The sequence below is a fragment of the Portibacter marinus genome (assembly GCF_021533195.1).
Lineage (GTDB): Bacteria > Bacteroidota > Bacteroidia > Chitinophagales > Saprospiraceae > Portibacter > Portibacter marinus.
On sequence record NZ_JAJNKB010000008.1, the window covers coordinates 139,970 to 166,617 of the forward strand.

At 38.5% G+C, this 26,648-nt stretch carries 24 protein-coding genes; 15 read left to right on the forward strand and 9 right to left on the reverse strand.

Going from position 1 to position 26,648, the window contains the following annotated elements; translation table 11 throughout:
* Positions 1-46 precede the first annotated feature (46 nt).
* The gene (pdhA, locus tag L2567_RS16750; RefSeq protein WP_235298963.1) at positions 47-1,075 is read right to left on the reverse strand and encodes a pyruvate dehydrogenase (acetyl-transferring) E1 component subunit alpha; all 1,029 of its coding nucleotides are present in this window, start codon (positions 1,073-1,075) and stop codon (positions 47-49) included.
* 120 nt (positions 1,076-1,195) lie between these two features.
* On the opposite strand from pdhA, the gene recF reads away from it, so the two are divergent.
* Positions 1,196-2,308, forward strand: a complete 1,113-nt coding sequence (gene recF / locus L2567_RS16755; RefSeq protein ID WP_235298964.1) for a DNA replication/repair protein RecF — start codon at positions 1,196-1,198, stop codon at positions 2,306-2,308.
* On the forward strand, positions 2,289-2,582 hold the full coding sequence (locus L2567_RS16760) for a DUF721 domain-containing protein (protein WP_235298965.1): 294 nt from the start codon (positions 2,289-2,291) through the stop codon (positions 2,580-2,582). Before recF ends, L2567_RS16760 begins: the two co-directional genes overlap by 20 nt.
* 99 nt (positions 2,583-2,681) lie before the next feature.
* Here the strand turns inward: L2567_RS16760 and L2567_RS16765 are convergent, their stop codons facing one another.
* Complete coding sequence (locus L2567_RS16765; protein WP_235298966.1) at positions 2,682-4,343, reverse strand: S8 family peptidase; 1,662 nt, start codon at positions 4,341-4,343, stop codon at positions 2,682-2,684.
* Positions 4,344-4,524: 181 nt separating this feature from the next.
* On the opposite strand from L2567_RS16765, the gene porG reads away from it, so the two are divergent.
* From porG to L2567_RS16785, 4 genes are read left to right on the forward strand one after another with little or no spacing between them, the layout of a single operon-like run.
* The gene (gene porG, locus L2567_RS16770) at positions 4,525-5,409 is read left to right on the forward strand and encodes a type IX secretion system protein PorG (protein ID WP_235298967.1); all 885 of its coding nucleotides are present in this window, start codon (positions 4,525-4,527) and stop codon (positions 5,407-5,409) included.
* Between the two features lie 20 nt (positions 5,410-5,429).
* On the forward strand, positions 5,430-7,343 hold the full coding sequence (locus tag L2567_RS16775) for a RecQ family ATP-dependent DNA helicase (protein WP_235298968.1): 1,914 nt from the start codon (positions 5,430-5,432) through the stop codon (positions 7,341-7,343).
* Positions 7,340-8,410, forward strand: coding sequence for a glycosyltransferase family protein (locus L2567_RS16780; protein ID WP_235298969.1), 1,071 nt, complete (start codon positions 7,340-7,342; stop codon positions 8,408-8,410). Before L2567_RS16775 ends, L2567_RS16780 begins: the two co-directional genes overlap by 4 nt.
* A complete protein-coding gene (locus L2567_RS16785) occupies positions 8,382-9,299 on the forward strand; it encodes a glycosyltransferase family 2 protein (protein ID WP_235298970.1) in 918 nt (305 codons plus the stop codon). The genes L2567_RS16780 and L2567_RS16785 overlap by 29 nt, the downstream gene beginning before the upstream one ends.
* Before the next feature lie 84 nt (positions 9,300-9,383).
* On the opposite strand, the gene L2567_RS16790 is transcribed toward L2567_RS16785, so the two are convergent.
* The 3 genes from L2567_RS16790 to L2567_RS16800 are packed head-to-tail and all read right to left on the reverse strand — an operon-like array spanning position 9,384 to position 12,335.
* Positions 9,384-10,385, reverse strand: a complete 1,002-nt coding sequence (locus tag L2567_RS16790) for a hypothetical protein (RefSeq protein ID WP_235298971.1) — start codon at positions 10,383-10,385, stop codon at positions 9,384-9,386.
* A 49-nt stretch (positions 10,386-10,434) separates the two neighbouring features.
* Positions 10,435-11,802: a hypothetical protein gene (locus L2567_RS16795; protein ID WP_235298972.1), complete on the reverse strand. Its 1,368-nt coding sequence runs from the start codon at positions 11,800-11,802 to the stop codon at positions 10,435-10,437.
* Entirely contained in the window at positions 11,799-12,335 is a 537-nt protein-coding gene (locus L2567_RS16800; protein ID WP_235298973.1) for an RNA polymerase sigma factor, read from the reverse strand. The genes L2567_RS16795 and L2567_RS16800 overlap by 4 nt, the downstream gene beginning before the upstream one ends.
* Positions 12,336-12,503: 168 nt before the next feature.
* Between L2567_RS16800 and L2567_RS16805 the strand changes: the two genes are divergently transcribed.
* The 9 genes from L2567_RS16805 to L2567_RS16845 all read left to right on the forward strand — a co-directional run bounded on the left by L2567_RS16805 (position 12,504) and on the right by L2567_RS16845 (position 22,678).
* On the forward strand, positions 12,504-13,586 hold the full coding sequence (locus L2567_RS16805; protein ID WP_406626718.1) for an amidohydrolase family protein: 1,083 nt from the start codon (positions 12,504-12,506) through the stop codon (positions 13,584-13,586).
* 9 nt (positions 13,587-13,595) lie between these two features.
* Positions 13,596-14,747, forward strand: a complete 1,152-nt coding sequence (locus L2567_RS16810; RefSeq protein WP_235298975.1) for a serine hydrolase domain-containing protein — start codon at positions 13,596-13,598, stop codon at positions 14,745-14,747.
* Positions 14,748-14,798: 51 nt separating this feature from the next.
* Entirely contained in the window at positions 14,799-16,919 is a 2,121-nt protein-coding gene (locus L2567_RS16815) for a T9SS type B sorting domain-containing protein (RefSeq protein WP_235298976.1), read from the forward strand.
* Positions 16,916-17,785: a UbiA family prenyltransferase gene (locus L2567_RS16820; protein WP_235298977.1), complete on the forward strand. Its 870-nt coding sequence runs from the start codon at positions 16,916-16,918 to the stop codon at positions 17,783-17,785. Before L2567_RS16815 ends, L2567_RS16820 begins: the two co-directional genes overlap by 4 nt.
* A 76-nt stretch (positions 17,786-17,861) precedes the next feature.
* On the forward strand, positions 17,862-18,950 hold the full coding sequence (locus L2567_RS16825; RefSeq protein WP_235298978.1) for a type III polyketide synthase: 1,089 nt from the start codon (positions 17,862-17,864) through the stop codon (positions 18,948-18,950).
* Positions 18,943-19,617: a methyltransferase domain-containing protein gene (locus L2567_RS16830; protein WP_235298979.1), complete on the forward strand. Its 675-nt coding sequence runs from the start codon at positions 18,943-18,945 to the stop codon at positions 19,615-19,617. The genes L2567_RS16825 and L2567_RS16830 overlap by 8 nt, the downstream gene beginning before the upstream one ends.
* Entirely contained in the window at positions 19,614-20,738 is a 1,125-nt protein-coding gene (locus tag L2567_RS16835) for an NAD(P)/FAD-dependent oxidoreductase (RefSeq protein ID WP_235298980.1), read from the forward strand. Before L2567_RS16830 ends, L2567_RS16835 begins: the two co-directional genes overlap by 4 nt.
* A 56-nt stretch (positions 20,739-20,794) precedes the next feature.
* Positions 20,795-21,832: a proline iminopeptidase-family hydrolase gene (locus tag L2567_RS16840; protein ID WP_235298981.1), complete on the forward strand. Its 1,038-nt coding sequence runs from the start codon at positions 20,795-20,797 to the stop codon at positions 21,830-21,832.
* Positions 21,833-21,838: 6 nt separating this feature from the next.
* Complete coding sequence (locus tag L2567_RS16845) at positions 21,839-22,678, forward strand: aldo/keto reductase (protein WP_235298982.1); 840 nt, start codon at positions 21,839-21,841, stop codon at positions 22,676-22,678.
* Between the two features lie 115 nt (positions 22,679-22,793).
* Here L2567_RS16845 and L2567_RS16850 read toward each other — a convergent pair whose 3' ends face one another.
* From L2567_RS16850 to L2567_RS16865, 4 genes are all read right to left on the reverse strand, one after another.
* Positions 22,794-23,516: a metallophosphoesterase family protein gene (locus L2567_RS16850; protein WP_235298983.1), complete on the reverse strand. Its 723-nt coding sequence runs from the start codon at positions 23,514-23,516 to the stop codon at positions 22,794-22,796.
* An 85-nt stretch (positions 23,517-23,601) separates the two neighbouring features.
* Positions 23,602-24,315: a hypothetical protein gene (locus tag L2567_RS16855; protein ID WP_235298984.1), complete on the reverse strand. Its 714-nt coding sequence runs from the start codon at positions 24,313-24,315 to the stop codon at positions 23,602-23,604.
* A gap of 90 nt (positions 24,316-24,405) precedes the next feature.
* Complete coding sequence (locus L2567_RS16860; RefSeq protein ID WP_235298985.1) at positions 24,406-24,948, reverse strand: 3'-5' exonuclease; 543 nt, start codon at positions 24,946-24,948, stop codon at positions 24,406-24,408.
* Positions 24,949-24,954: 6 nt separating this feature from the next.
* The gene (locus L2567_RS16865) at positions 24,955-26,646 is read right to left on the reverse strand and encodes a 1-acyl-sn-glycerol-3-phosphate acyltransferase (protein ID WP_235298986.1); all 1,692 of its coding nucleotides are present in this window, start codon (positions 26,644-26,646) and stop codon (positions 24,955-24,957) included.
* Between the last annotated feature and the right edge of the window lie 2 nt (positions 26,647-26,648).

Genomic DNA, 26,648 nt, shown 5'->3' on the forward strand with positions numbered 1-26,648 from the left:
GTGAAGATGATCACAGGGCCTTTCCTTATTATTTATTAAGCAATGACTAGTCCTTTATAAAAGGGTAGTCTTTCTGCACGTAATTATCTTCGTAAAGTGCTGAAGCTGGAGGATATTCCGACTCTTCTGCAAATTTTGTTGCAGCAGCAATTTCCTCTTTAATTTTATTCTTAATCTCTTCTATTTCTTTCTTAGAAGCAATTTTATCATCAAGGATTCTTGCTTCAGTCATTTTAACTGGATCCTTCTCTTTGTAACTGTTTAATTCGTCCTTGGTACGATACTTTGCCGGATCAGAAACGGAGTGGCCTTTATATCTGTAAGTCTTGATCTCAAGAAAATAGGGACCTTTTCCATCTCTAATATGATCAGCAGCTTTCTTTAAGGCTTCATGTACTGATTCAGGTCTCATTCCATCGACCTGCTCTGAAGGCATATTAAAGGCCTCACCAATTTTGTAAATGTCTGCTACATTGGATGTTCTGGATACAGAAGTCCCCATAGCATATCCATTGTTTTCACAAATGTAAAGAACTGGCAAATTCCAGGACATCGCCATATTGAATGATTCATATAAAGCCCCTTGTCTCGCAGCACCGTCTCCGAACATGGTCACACAAAGGTTATCGGTACCTTTATACTTCTCAGCAAATCCAATTCCGGTTCCAATAGGTATCTGTGCACCAACAATACCATTACCTCCGAAATAGTAATGTTCTTTAGAAAAGAAGTGCATAGAGCCACCTTTTCCTTTCACGCACCCTGTTTCTTTACCATAAAGTTCAGCCATACACGATTCAGACGAAACACCTCTGCTGAGGGCAATTCCGTGCTGTCTGTAAGCAGTGACAATCGGATCTTCCTGTCTGATGGCTGTAACCAAGCCCGCAGCGATGGCTTCCTGACCGATGTACACATGGCAAAAACCCCTGACTTTCTGCTTTCCATAGGCTTGTAAAGTCGCTTCCTCAAATCTCCTGATTCTCAACATCGTCTCATACCATTTGAGATAAGTTTGCTTATCGTATTTCTCTGATTTTTTCTTGGAAGGCTTTTTCTCTGCTACTTCTGCCATTTCTGTTTATTTTTTGAACTCATAAAGATAAAATATTATTTCTGAACCTGAATATATAAGGATTTAATATCCATTATGTTTGTTGTACATTTGCATTTTAAAGCATAAATTAACCATTTCTTGTATATCCAATCGCTCAGGCTCACCCATTATAAAAATTACAAAAAGGAGTCTTTTAAATTTAATCCGAAGTACAATGCCGTCGTAGGAAACAATGGTATGGGCAAGACTAATCTACTGGACGCTATCTATTTTTCCTGTATGACCAAGAGTAACTTTGTTCATGTGGACAAGCATTTGATAAATAGCAAAGAAGATTTTTTGCGAACTGAAGCAATGGTAGATCATTCAAAAATTGTATGTAAGTTTGAAAAAGGTAAAAAGAAAATTTTTGAGGTCAACGGCAAGGCATATGAAAAGTTGTCTGATCACATTGGTCGTTTTCCCGTTGTATTTATCGTTCCCAATGATCAAAACCTTTTGTTGGATGGAAGTATTGAAAGGAGAAAGCTAATGGATAACACCATTTCTCAGATGGATAACCTTTACCTTGAAAACTTACTGACCTATAATTCTTTACTCCGCCAAAGGAATGCATATCTCAAACTTGGTCTCAAATCTGGTGGTTTAGCTGATGAAATGTTGATGACCTACACTGAACAAATGGATGAAGCTGCAAACTATATTTATCAATATCGTCAATCTTTTACTTCTGAATTCGAAGAGATATTTATGCGAAAATACAGCATCATTTCTGGAGGTCAGGAAAAAGGTAGTTGTACTTATAAATCACAGCTAGCGCAAGATTCATTTCTCGATCAAAGCAAGAACAGCTTGCAAAAAGATAGAATATTAGGTCGAACTACCATTGGCATACATAAAGATGACCTCAATTTTAAGATGGATGGAAAGTCAGTAAAGCAATTTGCATCACAAGGACAAACCAAATCTTTTATACTGGCTATTAAATTGACTCAATTCAAAATACTCGCAACCGAGAAAGGAATTAAGCCTATCTTGTTGCTGGATGATTTATTTGACAAATTAGATCATCATCGAGTAGAGCAGTTGATTCAATTATTGGAAGCTGAAGAAGTGGATCAGGTGTTCATCAGTGATACGGATTCAGAAAGGGTGACTAATATTCTTAAAAAGATGAATGCATCTTATTTGAAAATTGTTATTGAACAAGGAAAGCAAATAAAAAATACACATGACAGTGAAGAAGAATGACCTGCCGATTAAGGAGGTTCTCGATAAATATATAAAGCAAAGTAAGATCAATCCCGGTTTTTACAATGCGAAAATCCAAAAGATCTGGAAAGAAAAGATGGGCAATAGTGTAAATCAACACACCTTAAGTATTAAATTGTACGGTAAGGAATTATATATCAAACTAGATTCAGCGCCTCTAAAGAATGAGTTTCATTTGAGCAAGGATAAGCTAAGAAAATTGTTGAACGAAGAAATAGGTAGTGATGTAGTCGAAAAAATTCATATCACTTAAGCACAAATTTGATTATTTCAAATTGTACCGATTTTTCCAATCAAAAACACAATATTGAAAAAAAAGAGCCGCAAGATATTCCTGCAGCTCTGTAATATTCTAAGCTTTGTCGTTGTTCTTCTTTTTACGCTTGATCCGCTTTTTACCTTTTGTCTTCATGGCGAGCTTGACAGCTTCTTCCATATTGACAACTCCTCCAGTCACACTTAGATCACTAAAGTTTACCATCTCATCACTTCCGGGTTTCTTCACTTTGGCGTTTTGCTTTACAGCACTTTCCATAATGATATCTTTAACCTGTCTGGCTGTCAAAGAAGGGAAATAGGATCTGAGTACCGTTGCCACTCCAGCAACCACCGGTGATGCCATACTGGTTCCTTGTGCGTTTTCATATTCATTATCTGGGACCGTAGAATAGATGGCCATGCCCGGTGCGAAAACATCTACTTCATTTTTTCCATAATTACTGAATGGGGCAGACATCGATTCTCCCTGTGCATAATTCAGAGCTCCAATTTCCAGCCAATTGTCAGCTGACTTTTTACCAAACAATTTCTTCTTAGCATATGTGTTATTTGGGAAGTTGTCTGTGTTGTCATTATCCTGAGAGCTATTGCCTGCAGCGTGGACCAATAAAACATCATTTTTTCTGGCATATCTTACTGCATCATCAACTACACTTTTATCCCAGGAATATCCTTTTCCAAAACTCATATTTATAATGCTCGCTCCGTTATCAACCGCATATCTGATGGCATTCGCTACGTCTTTGTCTCGCTCATCCCCATCAGGAACTGTTCTAACGGACATGATTCTGACATTATCGGCAATTCCATTCATTCCCTTATCATTATTTCTTACCGCACCGACTATGCCAGCCACATGTGTACCGTGAAATGCATCTGGGCCTTCTACATCGTTGTTGCCATAAAACCTTTCTCTTTGATCAGCATAGTTGTCCCCAACTATTTTTCTGGAGTCAAAGTCAGGATTATATGCGTAATCCATTTGATTTTTATAATGTTTTTTGGCCGCATCCAATTGACTGGCGATTTCGTCTTCAATGATGGAGAGGTCTTCAAGGGTATCACCTGCATTAAGGAAGTTTTCTGCAACACTTTTTCCAATCATGACGGACTGCTCACTGGATTCAATGGCTCTTATGTTCTCTATCGTAACTTCATTCTCGCCTAAGGCATCCTCTAGTCCATTGATGGCACCCATCAATAATTTTTCATTTTCGAGAATCTTGTTGTAATTATTTTCAGCTGCAAGACGCTTACTTTCTGTTTCTTCCTTGTACTTTAAAAATTGCTCGTACTCTTCTTTTTGATCCTTATTGAGTTGCTTTGGATCTGCATCCTCATATCTGTATTTTAATTTTGCATAGAGTCGAGTTACTTCATAAGTGTCTGGACCAACATTCTTTCCATCTGGACCTCCGATGAAGTTCCAACCATGGACATCGTCTACGTAGCCGTTATTATCATCATCCTTACCATTCGCAGGGATTTCGTCTTCATTGACCCAAACATTCTCACGGAGATCTTCATGTTCGATATCGACTCCAGAGTCTATAATGGCCACTACTACCGTTTCTGAAGACCTGCCTTTCAAAAGATTGTTGTATGTCTGCTCAGTACTCACACCGAGTACGCCGTCTTCCTCAGGGTCGAGGTGAAACCAGTTTTGGGATGGTTGTCCTTGTCCTATTACCGTCTGGGCTAATAAAACGAGAGCAAAAAGTTTAATGAACTTCATCGTTTCTCTATAATTTAGATAGCTTAATAATAAAGGGCGTAAAAGTATTAAATTCCGTTTAAAATTTAATATATATTACATTTCACCTTCTTTTTCGTTTAAAAGTAAAATAATACCAGAGTGAACGAGTTACTTTAGTAATTTGTTCCACTTTTAAGATTTCGATAACAAAACTTTTTCTTTGAAGATCTTTAAATTATTATTGTTCAGTTTGTTTTTAGGTCAATGTTGGTCTGGCCTTCACGCACAGTATGGATATTTTGAAGCTGGTGGTGGAATCGGGATTTCCAATTATAATGGAGACATGTCTTCCGATAAAATAGGTAAGGTCTTAAGCACTTCACTGCCGTCAGCTACGGCATATTTAAGATACAATTTGTCACCGTACGTCAATGTTAAGGGAGGACTCACTTATGCAAGATTGGCTGCTGATGATGCCAAATCTGAATCAGAAGGCCGCAGAAACAGAAATCTTTCATTCTTTACTAATCTGTATGAAGCGGCTGTCACTGCAGAAATAAACTTTTTTAAGTATGAACCTCTCAACGATGGATCTATTTTTACGCTGTATGCCATGGGTGGTATTGGAGGATTTTATTACAATCCATTGACCGAATTCGAAGGACAGATATATGAGTTACGGCCATTGGGAACAGAAGGCCAGGGGCTGGAGGCCTATCCAGAAAGAGAATTCTACTCTTTGTATCAATTGGCTTTACCTTTTGGAGGAGGCATTAAGTTTAAGATCAATGAGGTTTTAAATTTCAACACAGAGTTGAATTGGAGAGTAACTTTTTCAGACTATTTGGATGATTTAAGTACCACTTATCCGGATTATAATGCGCTTTTGGCAGCTCGTGGAGAAATTGCTGCGCAATTGTCTGATCGGACTTTAAACGGTGAGCCAGGTACACTCAATGATCGGCAAAGGGGCAACCCTACAGTTAGGGACTACTACTTTTCATTGCACATCGGCGTGTCTTATAATCTGGTCGACTTCGGATCAGCAACCGGATACCAAAAATCCAGAAAAAGAATTAATACCTCCAAATGTCCTAAGTTTTAAACTGGTTTCTATCTTGCACTATGGTTCTGCAGGAAGATATCACTACAGTTTTAAAGAAGTACTGGGCTTATGACCAATTACGTGGTATTCAGGGTGATATCATTACTTCGATACTGAATTGCAATGATACCATAGGTCTTATGGCCACAGGTGCTGGTAAGTCATTATGCTATCAGCTGCCTGCCTTGATGATGGATGGCATATGCATTGTAGTCTCGCCACTCATCGCTCTAATGGAAGATCAAGAGCAGTCTTTGACCTCAAGAGGCATCAAAGCTTGTTCCATTCACTCGGGCAAATCTAAAAAGCGACAAGATGAATTGCTGGACAATTGTATTTATGGCGATTTCAAGTTCATGTTTCTATCTCCAGAAAAGCTAAATTCTGAAGTGGTTCTGGTTCGGTTGAAACAAATGAAGATCAACCTTTTTGCTGTGGACGAAGCACATTGTATTTCGCAGTGGGGGCATGATTTTCGGCCATCATATTTGAAGCTTAATATAATCAAAGAAAATTTGGGAGAAATTCCTGTAATCGCCTTAACTGCGACTGCCACCCAACCAGTCATTGAAGACATAGTCAGCTATCTTGAACTTACGAAGCCAAAAATATTAAAGTCCAGCTTTTCCAGACCTAATATATCCATATCAGTGGTCAGGTCAAATCGTAAATTGAGAGATGTCTTACACTATATAAGTAGGGTTTCAGGTAGCAAAATCATTTACGCACGAAATAAAAGGCATTGTCATGAAATCAATTCCATGTTGGTCAAAAATGGAGTTCAATCGGCCGTGTATCATGCTGATATTCCCATCAGCGAAAGAAAGAAAAGACAACAAAAGTGGTTAAATAGTGAAATAAACTGTATGGTCTGTACCAGTGCATTTGGTATGGGAATAGACAAATCCGATGTTCGGCTTGTAATCCATCATGACTTGCCTCCATCATTGGAGGAATATATACAGGAAATCGGCAGAGCAGGACGCGATGGAGAGCGTGCTTATGCAGTTTTGATGTATAATAACTATGATCTACAAGAATTAGAATTTCATTACGAGAATAGTATTCCAACGATCAAGAGAATTAAAGACATTTACAATGAAATCGGTAAGTTTTTGAATATCCCATCAGAAGGCGGTGCAGGTCAATCTTTCAAATTTAATTCAGAGGCTTTTATTCAAAAAACAAATACGAATAAGATCGAACTTAAATCTGCTTTGCAAACGCTGGAGAAAAATGAATACTTAAGAGTCAATGCCTCTTTTTTGACCAGTGATAGAATTAAGATTGTCGCTAGCAAGTCGGTATTAAATAACTTACTTCAATTGGATTCAGATGTCGCAAAATTGGTCAAATTCTTATTACGAAATTATGAGGGTCTCCTTTATAGTCACATATCGGTTTCACTTGAATCCATTTGGAAAAAATTAAGCTGGACCGAGCTGCAACTTAAACAGGTCATGCTGAAAGCAGAAAAAATGGAATTGATAGACTATATGAACAGTGATGGTGACGAATCCTTGGAATATTTGACAGAAAGACTTCCTGTAGCTAATCTATCTTTCGATGCCCGTGCACTAAAAGCCTTTTATTCTGCAAAGAGAACAAGATTTGAGAAAATGGTGGACTATGTGGTGAGCATGGAATGCAGAGCAATCCAACTTCTCGAGTATTTTGACGAGATGAATGCCCATAAATGTCAGGTCTGCGATGTGTGTAAAGGTGCTTTTGATACTGCTTTTAGTAAGAGCGAATTCGCAGAAGGTAAGGATCTGATTCTTTCTGCATTAAGCAAATCATCGATGAAAGTGGATGATTTGTTGAATTTATGGCCATTGAATAAGCGAAATAAACTAAAATCAATAGCTGAAAATCTAGCTGAGCAGAGCCTTATACAATTCTCCGGTAACAAAGTAAGCATTCGTAAACAATGAAGAGTATCATACTTTGTATTACCAATGACTTTAATTACGATCGTAGGATTAAAAGATCAACGGATGCTTTGAGAAAACAATTTAACGTTCGGGTGTTTGATCGATTGATTCATAGTAGGAGCAGTTCTGACACCATTCGTTGTTGGTTTAGCAGAGGTTTTCTATTTTATGCTGAATTCAATCTGAGACTGCTGTTAAAATTACTTTTTAACAAAGTCGATATTATCGGGTCTATAGATTATGATACCTTACCTGCTTGTACATTGGCTGCAAAGATAAAGTCTTGTAAGCTTGTTTTCGATGCACATGAATTGTATGAAGAGTCCATGGAAATACAGTCCCGAAAGGCTATTGCAAAATTTTGGTTTGGAATTGGGCAAATATGCGTGCCCAAAGTGAACCGCGCTTATACAGTATCTCATAGCCTTGCGGATTATTACATGCATTTGCACCGCCTTCCTTTTCAAGTGATCCGCAACTTACCATATTCAAGTCAGAGCGTGAAAACAGTCGGGAAAGCAGATAAAAAAATCATCATCTATCAAGGTGTGCTCAACAAAGGCAGGATGTTAGAGTTGTTGGTCAAGGTAACTAATTACTTGCCTCAAAATTTTCAGGTCTGGATTCTAGGTGAAGGCGATTGCGGTATAGATCTCAGAAAAATGGCCGGTGAACGTGTAGTTTTCAAGTCTTGGGTGACACCTGAAAACTTGATGATGCACACTGCACAGTCGTTTTTAGGTTATAATCTTTTAGACGATTCTTCTCAAAGTTACGAATTTAGCCTAGCTAATAAGTTCTTCGATTATATGCATGCAGGAATACCAAGCTTAAACAGCCCGTTTCCAGAATATGAGCGATATAACGAAAGGTATAATTGTTGTTATACAAAGCATGTTGACGGTGCAGAACAACTGGCGTCCTGGATTCTTGAAATTGATAAGGAACAGACTGTCTATGAAGAAAAGTGTAAGAATGCTCAACTTGCGGCATTGGATCTGAATTGGCAAAAGGAACAAAATAAACTGATAAGAATTTATGATTTCGATCGTCATACCCATATTTAATGAGGAATTAATCATTGATCAATTATACACACGGACGGTCAATGCACTTGAACCTTTAGGGATGGCATTCGAAATCATCTGTGTGAATGATGGCAGTAGTGACACCAGTTTAGAAAAACTTATAAGCATTCATCAAAAGGACAAAAGACTAAAGATTGTTGACCTCTCAAGAAATTTTGGACATCAAGGAGCCATACTTTCAGGCCTCAATCATACCACCGGTGAATTGATTGGGATCATGGATGGTGATTTACAAGATCCACCAGAAGTTTTTGAAAAGTTCTACAAAAAAATGATCTCCGGAGATTATGATGTCGTCTATGCAGTCCGTAAAAAAAGAAAAGAATCCCGTTTTAAGAAGTGGTCTTACTGGTTATACTATCGCTTATTGAGGTACATGTCAGCAGAAGGAATTCCATTAGATAGTGGAGATTTCTGCCTGATGACAAAAAGGGTTCGGAACCACATTATCCAGAACCCTGAACAGAGTTTGTTCATAAGAGGCATCAGACATTGGGTAGGATACAAGCAAGTGGGCGTTGAGTATGAAAGGGATAGCAGACTTGCTGGAGAGACCAAGTACAGTTTTTCCAAGCTTGTTCAGCTGGCCTATAATGGAGTTTTCAGCTTCAGCAATTTTCCCATAAAGTTTCTTGGCAACTTAGGGCTCATAACTATTGGGTTGACAGTTATTTACACGATCTACTTACTGTCGAAAAGGTTGATTTCAGGAGAAGTCCCGGAAGGTTTTACGACCCTGATCATAGCCATTTTCTTTTTTGGTGGCGTACAATTGGCTTCTATCAGGATATTGGGTGAGTACATTACAAGAATCTATGATGAATCAAGGGGTAGACCGCTCTATATCGTCAAAGATTTTTATAATTAGTTGACCAAGTTCTATCAAAGCGTAAATGCCCGAAGAAAATCTTATGATCCTCCCCGGGCCCTGTTTACGAAATCTTACAACTAACTATTCTAATGATTTGATAACTTCTAAAATTTCATCTAAAGATTTCTCTTCAGGCTCAATAAATACTCGTAAGTCCTTGGTAACTTTAGTTTCTTCTAATCCAAAATGATAAGTATCCTCTCCCTGATCAGAAATAGAAAATAATGTTATGTCATAACCGATGGGTGTCGCTCCATAGGATTCACACCAGTTCATATTGTCAGCATCCGGATACAATCCTAATATCGATGCACGCCCATCGAAATACATGAAGACCACCGTATTTTTATTGGTATAAATTTCGGGTAATTCAACGCACACTTCCGTTTTGTCTTCAGGAGCAACATCCGCAAAAATATCGACATTGATCCATTTGAATAAATCGCAGGTGAACAAGTAGCCAAACCCTTCCACAAAATCCTGCTCCAGTGAGTCCACCTGAAAAAACCACTCTGTAATTTCAAGCCGTGGATTGACTCCTGTATTGGATTCATTTACCGGAACCCAATTAAATCGGTCACCGCTTTCATCACCATAGAAAAGTTGCATATCTGACTCAGGTTCATTGTCCGGTAACCGAACAACGATGCCTTTACCATCTTTAAAGGCAAGGGGTTTGCCATCCTGATAAGCTTCAAACCGAAAAACACCTTCTGTACGTAGTCTAATGCCATCAGAAATCGTAGGCAAATTGTAAAAGGCATATTCCGGCGCATTCAGAATTTCAAGGTAGCTAAAGTTCACATCCCCTTGAACCAGATTACCACTTTGATCTACGAGGCTATTCTCGAAAACCTGAATGACGGTTTGGTTAGGTGTGATGATTTGTATTCCTTCTTCTGCATTGAAGCTGCTACTAATTGGCTGTTCAGCTACAGCTGAAAAGAAATTTTCTATATTACCTTTAATCTCTAATACAGGTACTTCTATGTCATCAGGTTCAAACATGATGTTATCTTTGTAACACCCACTGACTAAAATAATGATCGTAAACAGGAACGTCGTCACTTTAAGATTCTTCATTCCTTTTTTATATTTATTAATTAGACTCATTTCTTTTCTCATTCGTTGCCTAGAAATTAGGATTTCCAGACAAATAATATCTCATCCCTATCGCAATCCCCGAATTAAGGTATCGCTGCGTAAAAGGACTTGAATTTCTACTAATTGAAGTGGGGTTGTACTTAAAATCAGGTCTTGCAAATACCTGAATATGTTTATTAACTGAATACATGGCGCTCACTGAAAGAGAGAGACTTATGCCTAATCTATCTTTAAAAACATCATAAGATCCAGACGCTCCCTTTGTGAACCATCTATCCTGGTTGGTCGGATCCAATATTTTCCCTCTGTTGGCATAGTTTATATTAAAAACCGGTCCGCCGCTAAATTCTATCGCAAAATCTCCAAAGTTCATCTGGTAAAGCATGATAATGGGTATACTGAAAGATTTGTGGTAGTTATGAATACGCTGTACTTCTGTACCGCTGACCTGAACTACACTGGTATCTGATGTGGTCTGAAACGTTCCATCACTATTGAAAACTGTGTCTATGGTTATGACCGTTTGATTTCTAATGGCGTCTGGATCTTCAAACACAAATCTTTCGTTGATCACTTCATATTCCAAACCTGCTTTTAATCCAATGTTATAGGCTGAAACCCAACCCAAATTGACACCTGCCGACCAGGAATAAAGCGAAAATTCTGTTTCTTTCCTTTGATCAAGGTAATCTTGGCCCACTTCAGAGGAATTTGTACGCAATATAGCATGTGCGTAACTTGGCTTATAAAAGACTTCACCAAAAATGTTTGCAGTCCTTTTCCTTGCAAATGTGGTACATTTTAATGGGTCAGGAAAGACATGAGCTGCTTGTTCAATAGTAGTTAAACTGAGCCTTGGAATTTGAGAGGTCATCAAAAGATCTTTCTGTATTTCGGTTTGTGCCAGATCTTTTTTTGTAGAAACTTGAGACACTCGCTTTTTAGAAGATTGTACCGCAGGGGTTTCAACAATATTAGATTTTTTTACCTCACCAAGCGATTCAGAATTCAATATCACTACTTCGTCAATTTTAGCGACTGGTTTACTGCTATTTGGCTTTGGAGGAGGAGTTTGAATATTGATTTCCTGGTGTTCATTGGTCCGGTAAGGCTGTGGCTTGTCTTGTGTTTTTTGAACAGGTTCCTGGGCTTCTTTTCCCAAAGCAAACTCTGTATCTTGGAGAAATTCTTGATCTCCTTCTGATAACCCATTGGCATAAAACCAAACGCCCACAGATGTAGCCATAAAAAGAATACCAATTAGCCATAACCATGCAAAACCCTTATCTCTCTTCTTTTCCTCAAGTCCCGATTCGATTCTGGACCACATATCGTCCGGCATCGCAGACTCATGTTCGAATAACTTTTTGCGTAATATTCTGTCCATCTCGCTCATACTGCTATCTTTTGGAGCTCTACAAATTTTTCTTGTAACATCCTTCTCGCTTTCAATAGCTGTGACCTGGAAGTACTTTCACCAATGCCGAGTTGTTCTGAAATTTCTCTGTGTGAGTAGCCTTCGATAGCATATAGGTTAAATACAATTTTATACCCTGCTGGAAGTTCATCAATCAATTTCAAAATATCGTCAGCTGAAAGCTTCGCATAGGTTCCAGGATCAATGTCTTTGTCATAATGCTCAGAAATTCCAATGGCCTCTTTCTTAAATGCCGACTTGGCCAAATGTTTAAGCGCATTATTAATCATGACTCTACTGATCCAAGTTCCCAGTGCACTTTCGCCTTTAAATTTGTCAATGTTTTTAAAAACGCGGATAAATCCATCCTGGACAAAGTCTTCAGCCTCCATTTGATGGCGGGCATAGCGACGACAAACAGTTAGCATAATAGGACCGTATTTCAGAAATAAAGCTTTCTGAGCAATCGGTTTTCCTGCTTTGCAACCATCTATGATCTCCTTCTCCGTCAATACAATTGGATTTAATGGCATAAAGGCTTGACCCTTTACAATTATTAAACGTTGCCTGTCCATTTAAACTTTCATAAAAAACTTAGATATATGAACATACACACCCAAATTCCTTTCAATTTCGGCAATCTTTATAACTTTGACAATCTAATTTTTAAGTCTACCTATATGAAATATATTTTCTTTTTAAGTTTAATTCTGACAACATCCCTGATATTTGGGCAAAATATGGAATTTGAATCCTACGATCCGCCTTCTACTTTGGTGGTACCGGAGAATCCAAAATCTTCTGCCAAATATCCATTTGTAGATGTACATTCTCATCATTGGCGAATGGGAGAAATGGATTTGGACAAGCTTATCAATGAAATGGACTCGCTTAACATGCAGGTGATCGTCAATCTCAGCGGTAGAGGAGGCGAAGAATTGGTGAAGATTATGGATAATGTCAATAGTAGTGATCACAAAAAACGGATCGTTAATTTCACCAATATTGAGCTAAGAAGTATTGATGAGCCTGACTGGACTGAAGAAACCGTAAAAAAAATAGAGTTTGATTATAAAACCGGGGCTAGGGGCTTGAAAATATACAAGTCACAAGGGATGTCAAATACTGACACGGCAGGTAATCGTATCAAGATCGATGATCCTCGGATAGGTCCTGTGTTCGAGAAATGTGGGGAACTGGGAATACCCGTTTTAATTCATAGCGCTGATCCAAAGTCTTTTTGGGAGCCTCATGATTCACTTAACGAGAGATGGTTAGAATTGAAATTGAGACCTAGAAGAAAAAGAGGTCCGGATAATCCGGCTCCCTGGGATACCATTATTCAGGAACAGCATAATATTTTCAAAAACCATCCCAATACAAACTTCATAGCCGCTCACATGGGTTGGTATCCCAATAATCTGGGAAAATTAGCAGAATTACTGGATGAAATGCCCAACATGTACGTGGAAATCGGAGCTGTAATAGCAGAACTAGGTCGGCAACCCAGAATGGCCAATCGTTTTTTCGAGAAATATCAGGACAGGGTTTTGTTTGGTAAAGACTCATACAGACCTGAAGAATATCCTACTTACTTCAGAGTTTTAGAAACGGATGACGAATATTTTCCTTATTATAAGAGATATCATGCTTTCTGGAAAATGTATGGCTTAGACTTACCAGATGAGATTTTGAAAAAGCTTTACTATAAGAATGCCATTAAGCTCATTCCGGGTATAGATGAGACCATGTTTCCTGAATAAATACAAATAATGAAGAAATTTTTACTGCTTCTGACGGTTGCTATCTGCTATGGTTCTATTGCAACTGCTCAAAGTTCCAACGTGTATTTCCCTGAGCGAGGTCAATGGGAAAGAGTTAATTCTGAGGCCTTTTCCTCTGCTATGCTGGACAGTGCTGTAAATTTTGCTTTGGGGCATGAATACAGCGGTGATACAGATCTTAAGATTGCGATCTTAAAGGGATTTTCACGTGAACCTTATCATAAAATACTCGGCCCTGTAAAGGATAGAGGAAGCGCTGCCGGCGTCATCATTCACCGAGGCAAGATCATTAAGGAGTGGGGAGAAGTGGATAGGGTGGACATGACTTTTAGTTGTACCAAAAGCTATCTCTCTACAGTGGCCGGACTTGCATTTGACAAAGATTTAATTAAGGTAGATGAAGAGGTCGCACATTACCTGTGGGATGGTACATTTGAAGGTCAACAGAATTCAAAAATCACCTGGAGACATCTATTGACACAGTCATCTGACTGGACCGGAGAATTGTGGGATAGTGAAGACTGGGCTGATAGACCTCCTTCTGAAGGCGGAATTGATGAGTGGAAAAGCAGAAAGTTTGAAGAGCCGGGTGAAATCTTTGAATACAACGATGTCAGAGTAAATGTTTTAGCCTATGCTCTTTTAAATGTGCTTAGAAAACCGCTACCTCAAGTATTGAAAGAAGAAATTATGGATAAGATAGGAGCATCTTCAACCTGGAGATGGTATGGGTATGATAATTCATGGGTCAACATCGATGGCGTCAAAATGCAATCTGTAAGTGGTGGCGGACATTCTGGTGGTGGAATTTTCATCTCTACCATGGATCACGCTCGCTTTGGATACCTTATAAGCAACGATGGAAAATGGAAGAATGATCAACTGTTAAGCAGCGAATGGATGGAAATGGCCGTCTCTCCATCAAAAGCCAATCCTAGTTATGGATTTATGTGGTGGCTAAATGATAAGGAAGGTAGCCGACATATGGAAGGAATCAATGAAGAAGTCTTTTATGCAGCTGGGTTTGGGGGAAATTATATCGTTATTGATAAACAAAATGAATTGGTAATTGTAACAAGATGGTTGGAACCCAGATTTCTTAAAGATTTTTTAAAAATGGTGTATACAGCCAAGAAATAATCATAAAAATCAACTGAAGTCCGTTCTAGCTTCGTACATCATCCTGGAAATATGAACAAACTGATACTTTCTCTTTTCTTTACAATGGTACTTTGCATAAGTGTCAATGCTCAGTTTGGTGTTCCCTTAAACGATATTTGCCTACAGTCCTTTCGTTTAAATGATTTAGAAAACTTTTGCAGTGATGATGTAGATATGTTCTCAAGCGAAGGGGCAACAATCGATACTACGGCAGGCTTAGGATGTCAGTCTTCATTTCAACCTTTAGGAGTCTGGTATAATTTCACAGCCATCACTAAGTTTGTAAGGATCACTATAGAAGGGCAGGATGCCAATAATGGCTTACTCCTAACCAATCCCATCATCGGTATTTACGAAGGAAGTTGTGGTAACCTATCAGAACTCAATTGTGTAACAACACCTACTGGGGTCAATATTGGAGAAGTGATTATTCCTACTGTGGTAGGTCGCACTTACTATTTAATGATTGGTGGTAAGAATGCTTCTGTAGGTTCGTTCAGGCTTTGTCTGAATAGTTTCAATGTTGATCCAGTGCCATTACAAGATTGTGCCCAGGCAAGGATACTATGTGATAAATCTCCCATCGGCGTAGAAAGTGTTGTCGGATTCGGTAATACAAGAGATAATTTAAACCTTAACTCCAATCCAGCGATCCAATTTCCAGCCTGTGGGGTGGAAGAGGCTGCAAGTAATTGGTATAAGTGGACTTGCGACGAATCTGGTACCTTGGAATTTACGATCACACCTTTAAAACAATTTGATGACATAGACTTCATGGTCTATGAATTTCCTGACGGACTGGAAAACTGCAATTCTAAAGTTCTACTAAGAAATATGATTTCCGGTGAGAATCAGGGCCAACCCATGAGTCAATGGCAAGTTTGTGTGGGCCCAACTGGTTTGATGGCTGGCGATGGTGATGATGGAGAAACTTGTGGATGTCAAAATGGTGATAATAACTTCGCCAATGCTATTCAAATGGAATCGGGAAAATCATACGGGCTGGTCGTTATGAATTTCTCACAAAGTGGGGTAGGATATAATCTCGAATTTGGAGGTACCGGTACTTTCTTAGGCCCAATTCCTGAATTTAGTATTGACCCTATAGTAGGACTGAGATGTGATCAGTCCTTTACGATCGAAGATAGAAGTAGAGATAATGGGAATCCCCTGGAGTATAATTGGTACTTCGGAGAGGATGCGACACCGCAAACAAGCACAGAAGCCGGTCCTTTTCAAGTAGATTATTCGTCTTTTGGTACTAAATACATTGTATTAAGTGTGGTAGATCCGGTCAACGGCTGCGAGGTTACTGAAATTTTTGACATATATGCAGAACCCTGTTGTGAGGATATAGAGCCTTTGATACCGAATCTCGTCCAGGCTACAGATCCCACTTGTCCCAATTTTGGAGATGGTTCATTAGAAGTCGCGGCCTCTGGTGGCTCAAACTCAGGATACAGCTTTTCTATTAATGGCAGTCCTTTTGTTATGGGATCGGAATTTAATAATCTGCCGGACGGAACTTACCAGATAGATGTAGTCGATAGCAAAGGTTGTGAAGGTAGTATCGATATAAACTTGGAAGACCCTGATTCTATTATTGTTGATGCCGGAATTGACTCAATTGTAGATCTGGGAGATATGATAAATTTGGAAGGACAGATTATTAGTGACAATGGGAGAGATTTCGATATCGTATGGACGTGGAACTCCGATGGAACGACCGTCAGTTGTGTCAATTGTTTGGATCCCAATGTATTTCCTTTTGGCGCGACTGAATTTACATTAACAGCAATTGATGAGTTTGGCTGTACCTTTTCTGATCGAGTCACCATCGATGTGGATTTAGATTATCCTTTATACATCCCCAATATATTTTCTCCAAATGAAGATGGTATAAATGACAGGTTTACAGCTTATAGTGGCATTTCAGTTCAAGAAATAGTTTTATTAAGAATTTTTGACAGGTGGGGAAACCAGGTCTACGAAGAGCGAAACTTCCCACACAATGATCCGACAAGAGGTTGGGACGGAAGTTTTGGAAGTGCTTTAGCTGAACAAGGAGTCTATTCCTTTATATTTGAAGTTCAATTTATAGATAACTTGCCTCCCCGACAATATTCTGGTGACATCACCTTGATCCGATGACCATTTATAAGAGCACGCTTAAGTTATTGCGATTACCTTTTTCCATCAACTTATTACCCATCTTTCTTTTTGCTGTTTATTCTGCTATTGGAGGACTGATACCATGGAAAACAGCGCTTGTTTTCTTTGTCATTCACTTTATTTTTTATCCAGCCAGTAATGCCTACAATAGCTACATGGATCGCGATTCTGGCAGTATTGCAGGACTCAAAACACCTCCAAAACCTACAAGGCAACTTTTTCAGGTGTCCGTTTTTCTTGACATTGCAGGAATTTTGCTAAGTCTTCTGGTGGGATGGCAATTCACCCTCATAAATATTCTATTAGTAGCTTTATCCAGAGCCTATAGTTGGAGAAAAATACGTATTAAAAAATATGCTGTTCCGGGCTTTTTGATGGTTTCGTTAGCACAGGGAGGAATGAGCTATTACAATATGTATATGGGCATTCAGGGCCTTAATTATTTTCCTGCTATGGAAGGTGACCTGGCGATTGGATTCATCATTTGCTCATTATTTGTAGGTACCATTTATCCTATTACACAGATATATCAACACGCGGATGATCGCAGCGATGGTATTCGCTCTATGAGTATGTTATTGGGGATAAAAGGTACATTTATTTTTTCAGGAGTGCTATTTATTGTTGCCAATGGGCTTTTGTATAAAATCCTTGAATTCAATGAGTTTCTGATTTTTATAGGCTTTATGATTTTACCTGCGGTATATTTTATGTATTGGATGATTATTTCCTGGCAACAACCGGAATACGCCGATTTTCGAAGAACCATGATAATGGCCTTGGGAGCCTCAATTGCCATGATATTGGGTTTTGCGATCATATTGATCTCTTTGTTTTCTTCATAAGAAACCTAATTGTGAGCAATTGCCGTATTTGTAAAAAATAATCCCTTATTTTGCTATTTCGTGATAAATTGACTAGATGAGCTTTATTAATTCAATTGGAATTGCAAATCCCGCTTATAAATCTGAGCAAATGCAGATTTACGAGTATATGATAGGAGCTATTCCTTTCAATGAAAGAGAGCGAAAAATATTAAAGTATCTATATAAGAAAAGTGGTATCAATAGCAGATATTCCGTTCTGCCTGATTTTTCTAATTCCAATGGAACTGAGCGTTTCTATAACGAAAAAAATAACTTCAATCCTAGAGTAGAAAATCGATTATCTAAATATGACGATGCCTCACTTCCATTGGCCACTAAAGCCATAAGTAATTGTCTTCTAGATTCTAATGTGAGGAGTGAAGAAATAACTCATCTCATAACGATTTCTTGTACAGGAATGTCCGCACCTGGAATGGATACAGAAATCATCAGAGATCTAAAGCTGAACACGAATTTGCAGAGATTCAACATTACCTTTATGGGGTGCTTTGCAGCGATCAATGGCCTTAAACTAGCACATACCATTTGCAAGGCTGAACCCAATGCAAAAGTATTGGTTGTATCCGTTGAACTTTGCACTTTGCATTTTCAAAATGAAATTTCTGAGGACTATAATCTTTCCAATATGTTATTTGCTGACGGTGCTGCTGCGACAATTGTGACTAGTCAACCTTTGAATGGAAGAGCCTTATCAATCCACGGATTTCATTCTGAAATTAATGATGATGGCGTGAAGGATATGAGTTGGAACATCAGTTCTTCAGGCTTTTTGATGAAACTGAGTTCTTATGTACCCGCTCTTCTGAAAACAGGCTTTAAGGGTGTCATTGACAAGGTTTTAGAACATTACCAACTAAAATACGATGATCTTCAGTACTGGGCCATCCATCCGGGTGGTAAACGAATTCTTGACAATATTGAAAAAGAATTTCATTTAGAAGTGAAGAAACTAGAAGCAAGTCGAGAAGTACTAAGAGAATTTGGCAACATGTCATCCCCTACGATTCTTTTCGTACTTAAAAATTTGTTGGAGAATGGCCATATACAAAAAGGACAGTATATTTTTACTGCTGCCTTTGGGCCTGGATTAACCACTGAAACGGCTTTGCTGAGTTATGCCTGATTTTTCAACACGTTCTTACGAGAAGGAATTATTGGATCAGGAGAATATTCCGTTTGCTGATATTGCTGTAACCCTGGATGAGTTGCATTTTATAAATACTTATTTGGGTGGCTACAACGCAACTAGATATGGTCTTAACAAACTGATCAAAGGTCAGAAAAAATTAAAGATTGCAGATATCGGTTGCGGAGGAGGACATCACTTGATTCAAATTGATCAATGGTGTACTGCGAATCAAATCAGTTGTGATCTGGTAGGTATAGACATGAAAAAAGAGTGCACGGACTACGCTGCTGAGCAAACTGCAGATTTGCCGAATGTAAGGTATATTACCAGTGATTACCGATTGGTCGATGAAGAATTTGACCTGATCAACAGCTGCCTGTTTACACATCATCTTAATGAAAAGGAGTTAGATGAATACATCATTTGGGCAAGGAATCACAGTAGAGTAGGGGTGATCATCAATGACTTACACAGACATCCATTGGCCTACCACGCTATAAGAATTTTGACCCAACTATTTTCCAGATCTTATCTGGTAAAAAACGACGCAAGCTTGTCTGTTCTGCGATCTTTCAAGGCTAAGGAGTGGAAAAAAAGAGTGCCAGGTTGTGAGGTGCACTGGAACTGGGCTTTCAGATATACAACCATCATCAGGCCATGAAGACAAATTATGACCTGGGAATCATAGGAGGTGGACTGGCCGGATTAACTCTGGCTATTCAGCTATCGATAAACGGACAACACGTAATACTCTTTGAAAAAAACGAATTTCCATTTCACAAGTTATGTGGTGAATACTTGTCCAACGAATCTATCCCTTTTTTGGAATATTTGGGATTAGATGTTACCTCGTTACAACCAGCAAAAATTAATAGACTGGAATTGACCAATGCCAGTGGTAAGAACCTGACTTCTGATCTGCCTCTGGGTGGAATAGGCCTCTCACGCTGGACGTTAGACCATAAATTATATGATTTAGCAAAATCACAGGGCGTGACGATGAAGGAGGGGACTTTTGTCAAATCATACTCAGGATCTCCCGGTGCGTTTGAAATTAAAACGAGTGAAGAAGTGATCACTTGCGACCATCTGGTATCCTGTTTTGGTAAAAAATCAAATCTTAAGGGAATCAATCAATCAGGTGTTGAGCATAAAAATGAGTATGTCGGCGTAAAGTATCACGTTCGATATCCAAATCAACCCGCTGATCTGGTAAGCTTGCACAATTTTAAAGAGGGCTATTGCGGCGTTTGTAGACTAGAAAAAGATTGGGTTTCTGTTTGCTACTTATCACATACCAGTAATCTTACGCAGGGACTTGCGAAAATGGAAGAGCAGGTCCTGTTTCAGAATGCGCGAATAAAGGAAGTTTTTCAAAATTGTGATTTTGTATATGAAAAACCCATCACCGTTTCTAATATACATTTCAGGAAGAAAAGATTGATCAAAGATGGGGTCTTTTACGCCGGTGATGCTGCAGGATTGATCACTCCACTTTCCGGTAATGGAATGTCAATGGCCATGCAGGCTTCATATATTTTAGGTCAATTGTTGATCAAACATTTCCAAGGTGACATTTCCCGTCAACAAGTCTATTCGCAGTATCAAACCAAGTGGAATAATGCCTTCAAATTTAGAATGGCTACAGGAAGAACCATCCAGAAACTATTGAGAAAAGAAAAAAATGCAGATAGATTGATCTCAGCAGTCAATGCTTTTCCTTTTCTTAAAAAATCGATGATCAGTTTGACGCATGGGAAACCATTTTGTTCTAATGATTAATTCCAGCTTTCTTAAAGGATAGTTCTTTATATTTAAGGTAATTAAAGTTCTAACCTATGAGATACTTTTACATGCTTTTGCTCCTGGTCGTATTTTTTTCTTGTGAAAATGGCTCTAATACTTCAGGGAACCAAAGTTGTGTGGACTATTTGAGTTATAACGAGGATGATCAATTTCTTGGGGGCATTAAAATGATCCCAATACAAACGCCTTCGGGCGACTATAATGTGTGGACAAAGAGGGTAGGGAACAATCCCGATAAAAAGGTACTTCTACTACATGGCGGCCCTGGAATGACACACGAAATTTATGAATGTTTTGATGGTTATTTCCCTAATGAACAGATAGAATATTATTACTATGATCAATTGGGTTCCTATTATAGCGATCAACCTAAAGACCTGAACTTGTGGGACTTGCCTAGATTTGTAGAAGAAGTTGAGCAGGTGAGAAAAGCTCTTGAGCTGGATCAAAGTAACTTTTATCTTTTCGGCCAATCATGGGGAGGGATCCTGGCAGCTGAGTATGCTCTAAAATATCAAGATAATCTAAAGGGATTGATCATATCGAATATGGTCATGTCCATCTCCGATTATAATGCCTATTCTGCCAATGTATTGGCACCAAAACTACCAAGTGACGTTCTGGATACCATACTTTCGTATGAGGAGGTTGGTGATTTCAGTAATCAAAAATACCTGGATTTAATCACCGAACATTACTACACCCGACACGTTATTAGAATGCCAGTGGGAGAGTGGCCAGATCCAGTACTAAGAGGTTTCAAGCATTTGAATCCCGATGTTTATGTCACGATGCAAGGGCCATCAGAATTCGGGATAAAAGGGAATGCCACATTGCTAAATTGGGATATAAAAGATCGTTTAAACGAAATCAAAGTTCCAACATTGTCTATTGGCGCAACCTACGATACTATGGATCCAGAGCATATGAAATGGATTGCCAGTGAAGTGCAAAATGGAAGATATCTTCACTGTCCAAATGGAAGTCATCTCTGCCAATTTGACGATCAAAAGAATTTTTTTGAAGGCCTGATTGCTTTCATCCACGATGTAGATCAGGGAAAAATATAAATGAAAATGAAGAAAAGAATTACAGATATTCAAGGAAGCTTTACACTACATAATGGAGTGGAGATGCCTTATTTGGGCTTAGGTACGTATCAAGCCGACAATGATGAGGAAGTGATAGACGCGGTGAAATATGCATTGGAAATTGGATATCGTCACATTGATACCGCCTCGGTTTACAGAAATGAAGAAGGCGTAGGCAAAGGAATCAGAAGCAGCAGTGTGGAACGTGAAAAAGTATTTCTGACCACAAAAGTTTGGAACTCAGATCAGGGATATGATTCAACGCTGAAAGCTTTTGAAAAGAGTTTAGAGAGATTAGAGATGGACTTTGTTGATCTTTATTTGATTCATTGGCCAGTTGCTGGAAAATATAAGGAGACCTGGAAAGCTCTTGAAAGATTGTATCAGGAGGGCCAGATTAAATCGATTGGAGTAAGTAATTTTATGAAACATCATTTAGAAGATCTCATGGCAGAATGTGAGATCGTTCCAATGGTCAATCAGATGGAATTTCATCCGCATTTAGTTCAGCAGGACCTCGTGGATTTTTGTGAAAAGCATCAAATTCAGTATGAGGCTTGGTCACCATTTATGCAGGGCAAATTGTTTGAACTGGATTTCATGGAAGAACTTTGCAAGAAATACGACAAATCTGCTGCTCAAATAGTTTTAAGATGGAATTTGCAAAAAGGTGTTGTGACGATTCCTAAATCAGTACATCGCTCCAGAATTAAGTCGAATGCAGATCTTTTCGATTTTGAGTTAAGTGATCAAGATATGCAGTTTCTTGATGACCAGGATGAGGATTCGAGAATTGGCCCTGACCCTGACAACTTTGATTTCTAGAATTGATGTCCTGTGAATAACATGCTTTATAATTCCAATGTAAGTTTCCTATAATTAATATTATGTTAAATAGAGTCTTGCAACTGGCAAATTCCACTTGTCAGTTTTCTTAGAACTAGAACAAATACTTCACAAACGTGCGAAGCGATCGACCATTGTCCTCTATGATTCTGTAGCCTACATAATCATGATACATTTTAAAGTTAGTATCTCTCTCATCAACCTGTGCGATACAGGAAGGCGTGATAAACACGGACAAATTCTTATATTGAATCAGTCTCTCTGAATGACAATGACCGCAAAAGATATTCAGTCTTTTGCCGACACCTGTCAAAATATCGAGTAGTTTTTCAGGTTCCTTAAATTCATGCTTGGCATCGATATATGCTATTCCTGAATCCATAGGCGGATAGTGCATCACAATAAACGGCTCCTCCGGTTTTTGTAACTGTAATTCCAACCATTCACATTGCTGGTCAGAAATTGTACCTTCATTGGTGTCTAGAAAAATGTAGGACCTATCCCCTACTCTCTTTGTAAAATAAACCTCACCTCCTTGCATTTCATATCCAAAAACCTCAGAAATATCCAAAGCATTATCATGATTCCCACGGATAACATCGTAAGGAACTCCCAGATCATCCAGTTCAGTCTTTACCATTATACAATCCTCCCTCAATGCCTCTTTCGCGCTTAGATCTCCGGCACATATGATATGATCTAATTCCCAACCCTTAAGCTCAGCTACCAAATCATAAAAGTTATTTTCAGTATCTGTTCTGTAGGCTAGTCCATTTTGCTTGATATGTAAGTCGGTAATAATCGCTACTCTATTCATTGGTTATCTTTCTATCATTTTCCTAAAATTAAAAAGAGGATACCCATTACTGAGCATCCTCTCTATTTATTATATATGAAATTTATTAGAAGCCCATTCCTCCCATGCCACCCATGGCACTTTGGAATTCTTCCATTGTCATTTCTTTAAATCCTTTAGTATCTAAATTGAAAACTTCGGGATCCACTTTGTCTTGTACTTCAAGTGCAGTAAATACCATGGCAAATTGACCTCCTTGGCTTACCACATATTCTAATGGAAATCCTTTTAATTTACCGGCATCGATTCCCTGCATTACTTCAGCTCCAGCTTTTATATCAGGGGTTATGTATGCGCTCATCTCCATACCTTCCATCTTCGGGCTTTTGATGGTTACTTTATAAGTATCATAACCAGCAATGGTTTTGGTATCGTTTTCATCGTAAATAAACTCAACATCTCCCATCGCTTCCTCTGTTTTTTCCTTATTCATCTGCTTATCCTCAGCAGTGATAGGAATCATATACTTCTGGCCCATGGCATCAAAAAGCATTGTGCCTGTTTCATCCTTTTTCGTTAGCATGGTCATTTTCATCATTCCTCCCATCATGTTCATCTTAGAAACGGATTGTCCATCCTTGAAATAAACATCATTGGTGGTTCCCTTCATCATGCCTAACTGTGCTGCCATTTGTGGATCATCAGATTTTACATCTGTCACCTCAAATTTGATAACACCTTCTTTCAGTTCCTTCTGCGCAGTCAAAGCTGAAGTAGCAAAAAATGACATTGCCAGTAATAATAAGCTAAATCTTTTCATGTAATTATTTTTATTTGATTTGTTCATTCCTAATAATGTTATTCTTCAAAGAAAAGTTCTGCTTTTCGATGAACGTATGTTAAATTTCGGTTAATATTGCCATATATCAATATACCGCGTAAAAAGCTTACCCGTATTCTCAGCATCACTTATAGCTCGATGCTCCACCCCATCAAAATCTAATCCCTCCATTCTCAATGATTTTTTCAGGCCATATTCATTTTTCGACCCTTTATAACGGTGATATTGCTTCTTAATATCAATGTGACTTTCTAGCCAATCTGTTTCTACTTTATGCAGTATGCAATCATTTCTCAAAAGTGTTTTGTCGAACTTCCCCCAGGAACATAGTAAGTAATCATCTTCATAGATGTCTACCCAATCCATGAATTCTTCAATTACACGTTCAAAAGTATGAGATCTATCAACATTTTCCTGAGAAATGGAGGTAAGCTTTTTGCAGAAGGGCGATAAAACTGGATTAACTGTCGGCCTGATGAATTTGCTAAACTTTCCAAGCTGCTCACCATAGCCGTTGTATTTGACAGCACCAATTTCGATGATCTCTGTAATTCCTTGCGGTGGACGCCCTAACCAGCAGGTAGCCTCTAAATCAAAAACTATAAAATCCAAATTCTTCTAATCTAATATTAATTCTTGTGAAGGCTCCTTTTCCTGTTTTATGTCAATGTTGTAGTGCGTCATACGATTGTGGTAATAGTACAATAATTTATACTCCTGACTCCTGACTACACCATCTTCCATAATCAATGGTTTCTTATTGTGATAAACACCCAGATTGGCAATTCCCTCTTTCGCAATTTCTTCTGTAGTCATATTACTATATTTATCCAATGTAGATGCTTTCCCTTTTTCTACCAAAGCCTTGATCCTTCCCCAAACTAAATCTAATGCAGCTACAAAATCATCCATTGGAATTTTGAAGGCTCCTTCTCCCAGATTGACCAGATCCCATAAGTCCAGATCTTTGTATTTGTTTTTAAAGAGTCGGAACGCAGTAAAAGCCACCATGTGACTGGCCAAAACAATATTGGTTTTTCGGAAACTTTCCAGAATCTTATCCGCAAGTTTTTTGGTGTACACGGATTCTCTTTGAGAATTAGTAAGCAGGCTACCATTCATCATAAAGTATTCCTTTAGATCTAATTCTTGCCCTAACTGGTTGTAACTATTACCTTCATGATCTACTTCATGACCAAAAACATCCATGGGTTCTGCAAATGAAAGATAAATTTCAGATGATGCAGAAAATAGCTTCCAAAAGAAACTGATGAAGTTTCGGTAGCTTTTGGCCTGGTCTTTTGATTTAATATACTTTTCTCGTCCGGTATAACGAAGATGATTTTCAATTAAAAACTTGGCCTCCAAAACAAAATTATAGCTCATCGTCAAAGGCACAAGAAAGATTTTTTCGTCTTTACCGTCTTGATAAAGTGATCTCTGAGCTTCTATGATGGTTCCCAATAAACCCATTTTTAGATTTCGCTCCAATTCTCCACTCCTAGATCTGGTACCTCCCGGAAAAAACAAAGAATTGACACCTCTCTCAATGCTGAGCTTAGACATGTTTTTAAGTGTCTCCAGATAAATAGGATTCTTTTTCCTGCGGTCAACTTTATATGCACCTAATCGATCCATAAAATAAGCTACCAATTCTAAATCGTACAGATTTAAACCGGCTCCATACGAAAATGCCGGCAAACCAGCAACACCGTCCATCGCATAACCCAGTAGTATGGAATCAATGTTACTAAGGTGGGTAGGAACAATAACGACCGTCCCTTTGGTCATTAAAGACCGCACTTTCTCAATGGCACCTGCTACAGATATTTTTTTATAGAGTTTTTTTCTGGATCCCCACAACAGATGTCTGCGATCTGCAGCTGCGGTTAGCAGTCTTTTGAATAGTGAAGTAAGAAATCTTCTGGCAAATTTGAATGTCTTAATCTTAAAATCCCCAAGAATTTCTTCGCAATAGCGGTTTGTGATTTTTTTTAGAAGTTGGCGATTTTTAACGTCCGGATTTTCTGAAGATTTGTTGTTTTGAAACTCTTTACCCAGGGCACTCCAATATTTGATCTCGTTTGCAGGATCAATTTTCCAGGGATTTTCCTTGCATCTTTTCTTTTCCAGATAGATGGTCTTAGCAATTATTTTTTCAAGATCATCGCCATATTTCTCTGTAAACTTGTCCATCACTTCTTCTTCAAGCAAAGCAATGAACTCCTGCCTGTCTCTGGCTAGCTTGTAAATCGGCCAATCAGAAATATTAGGAAGCACATGTGGATATACACTATGAAATTTACTCATAA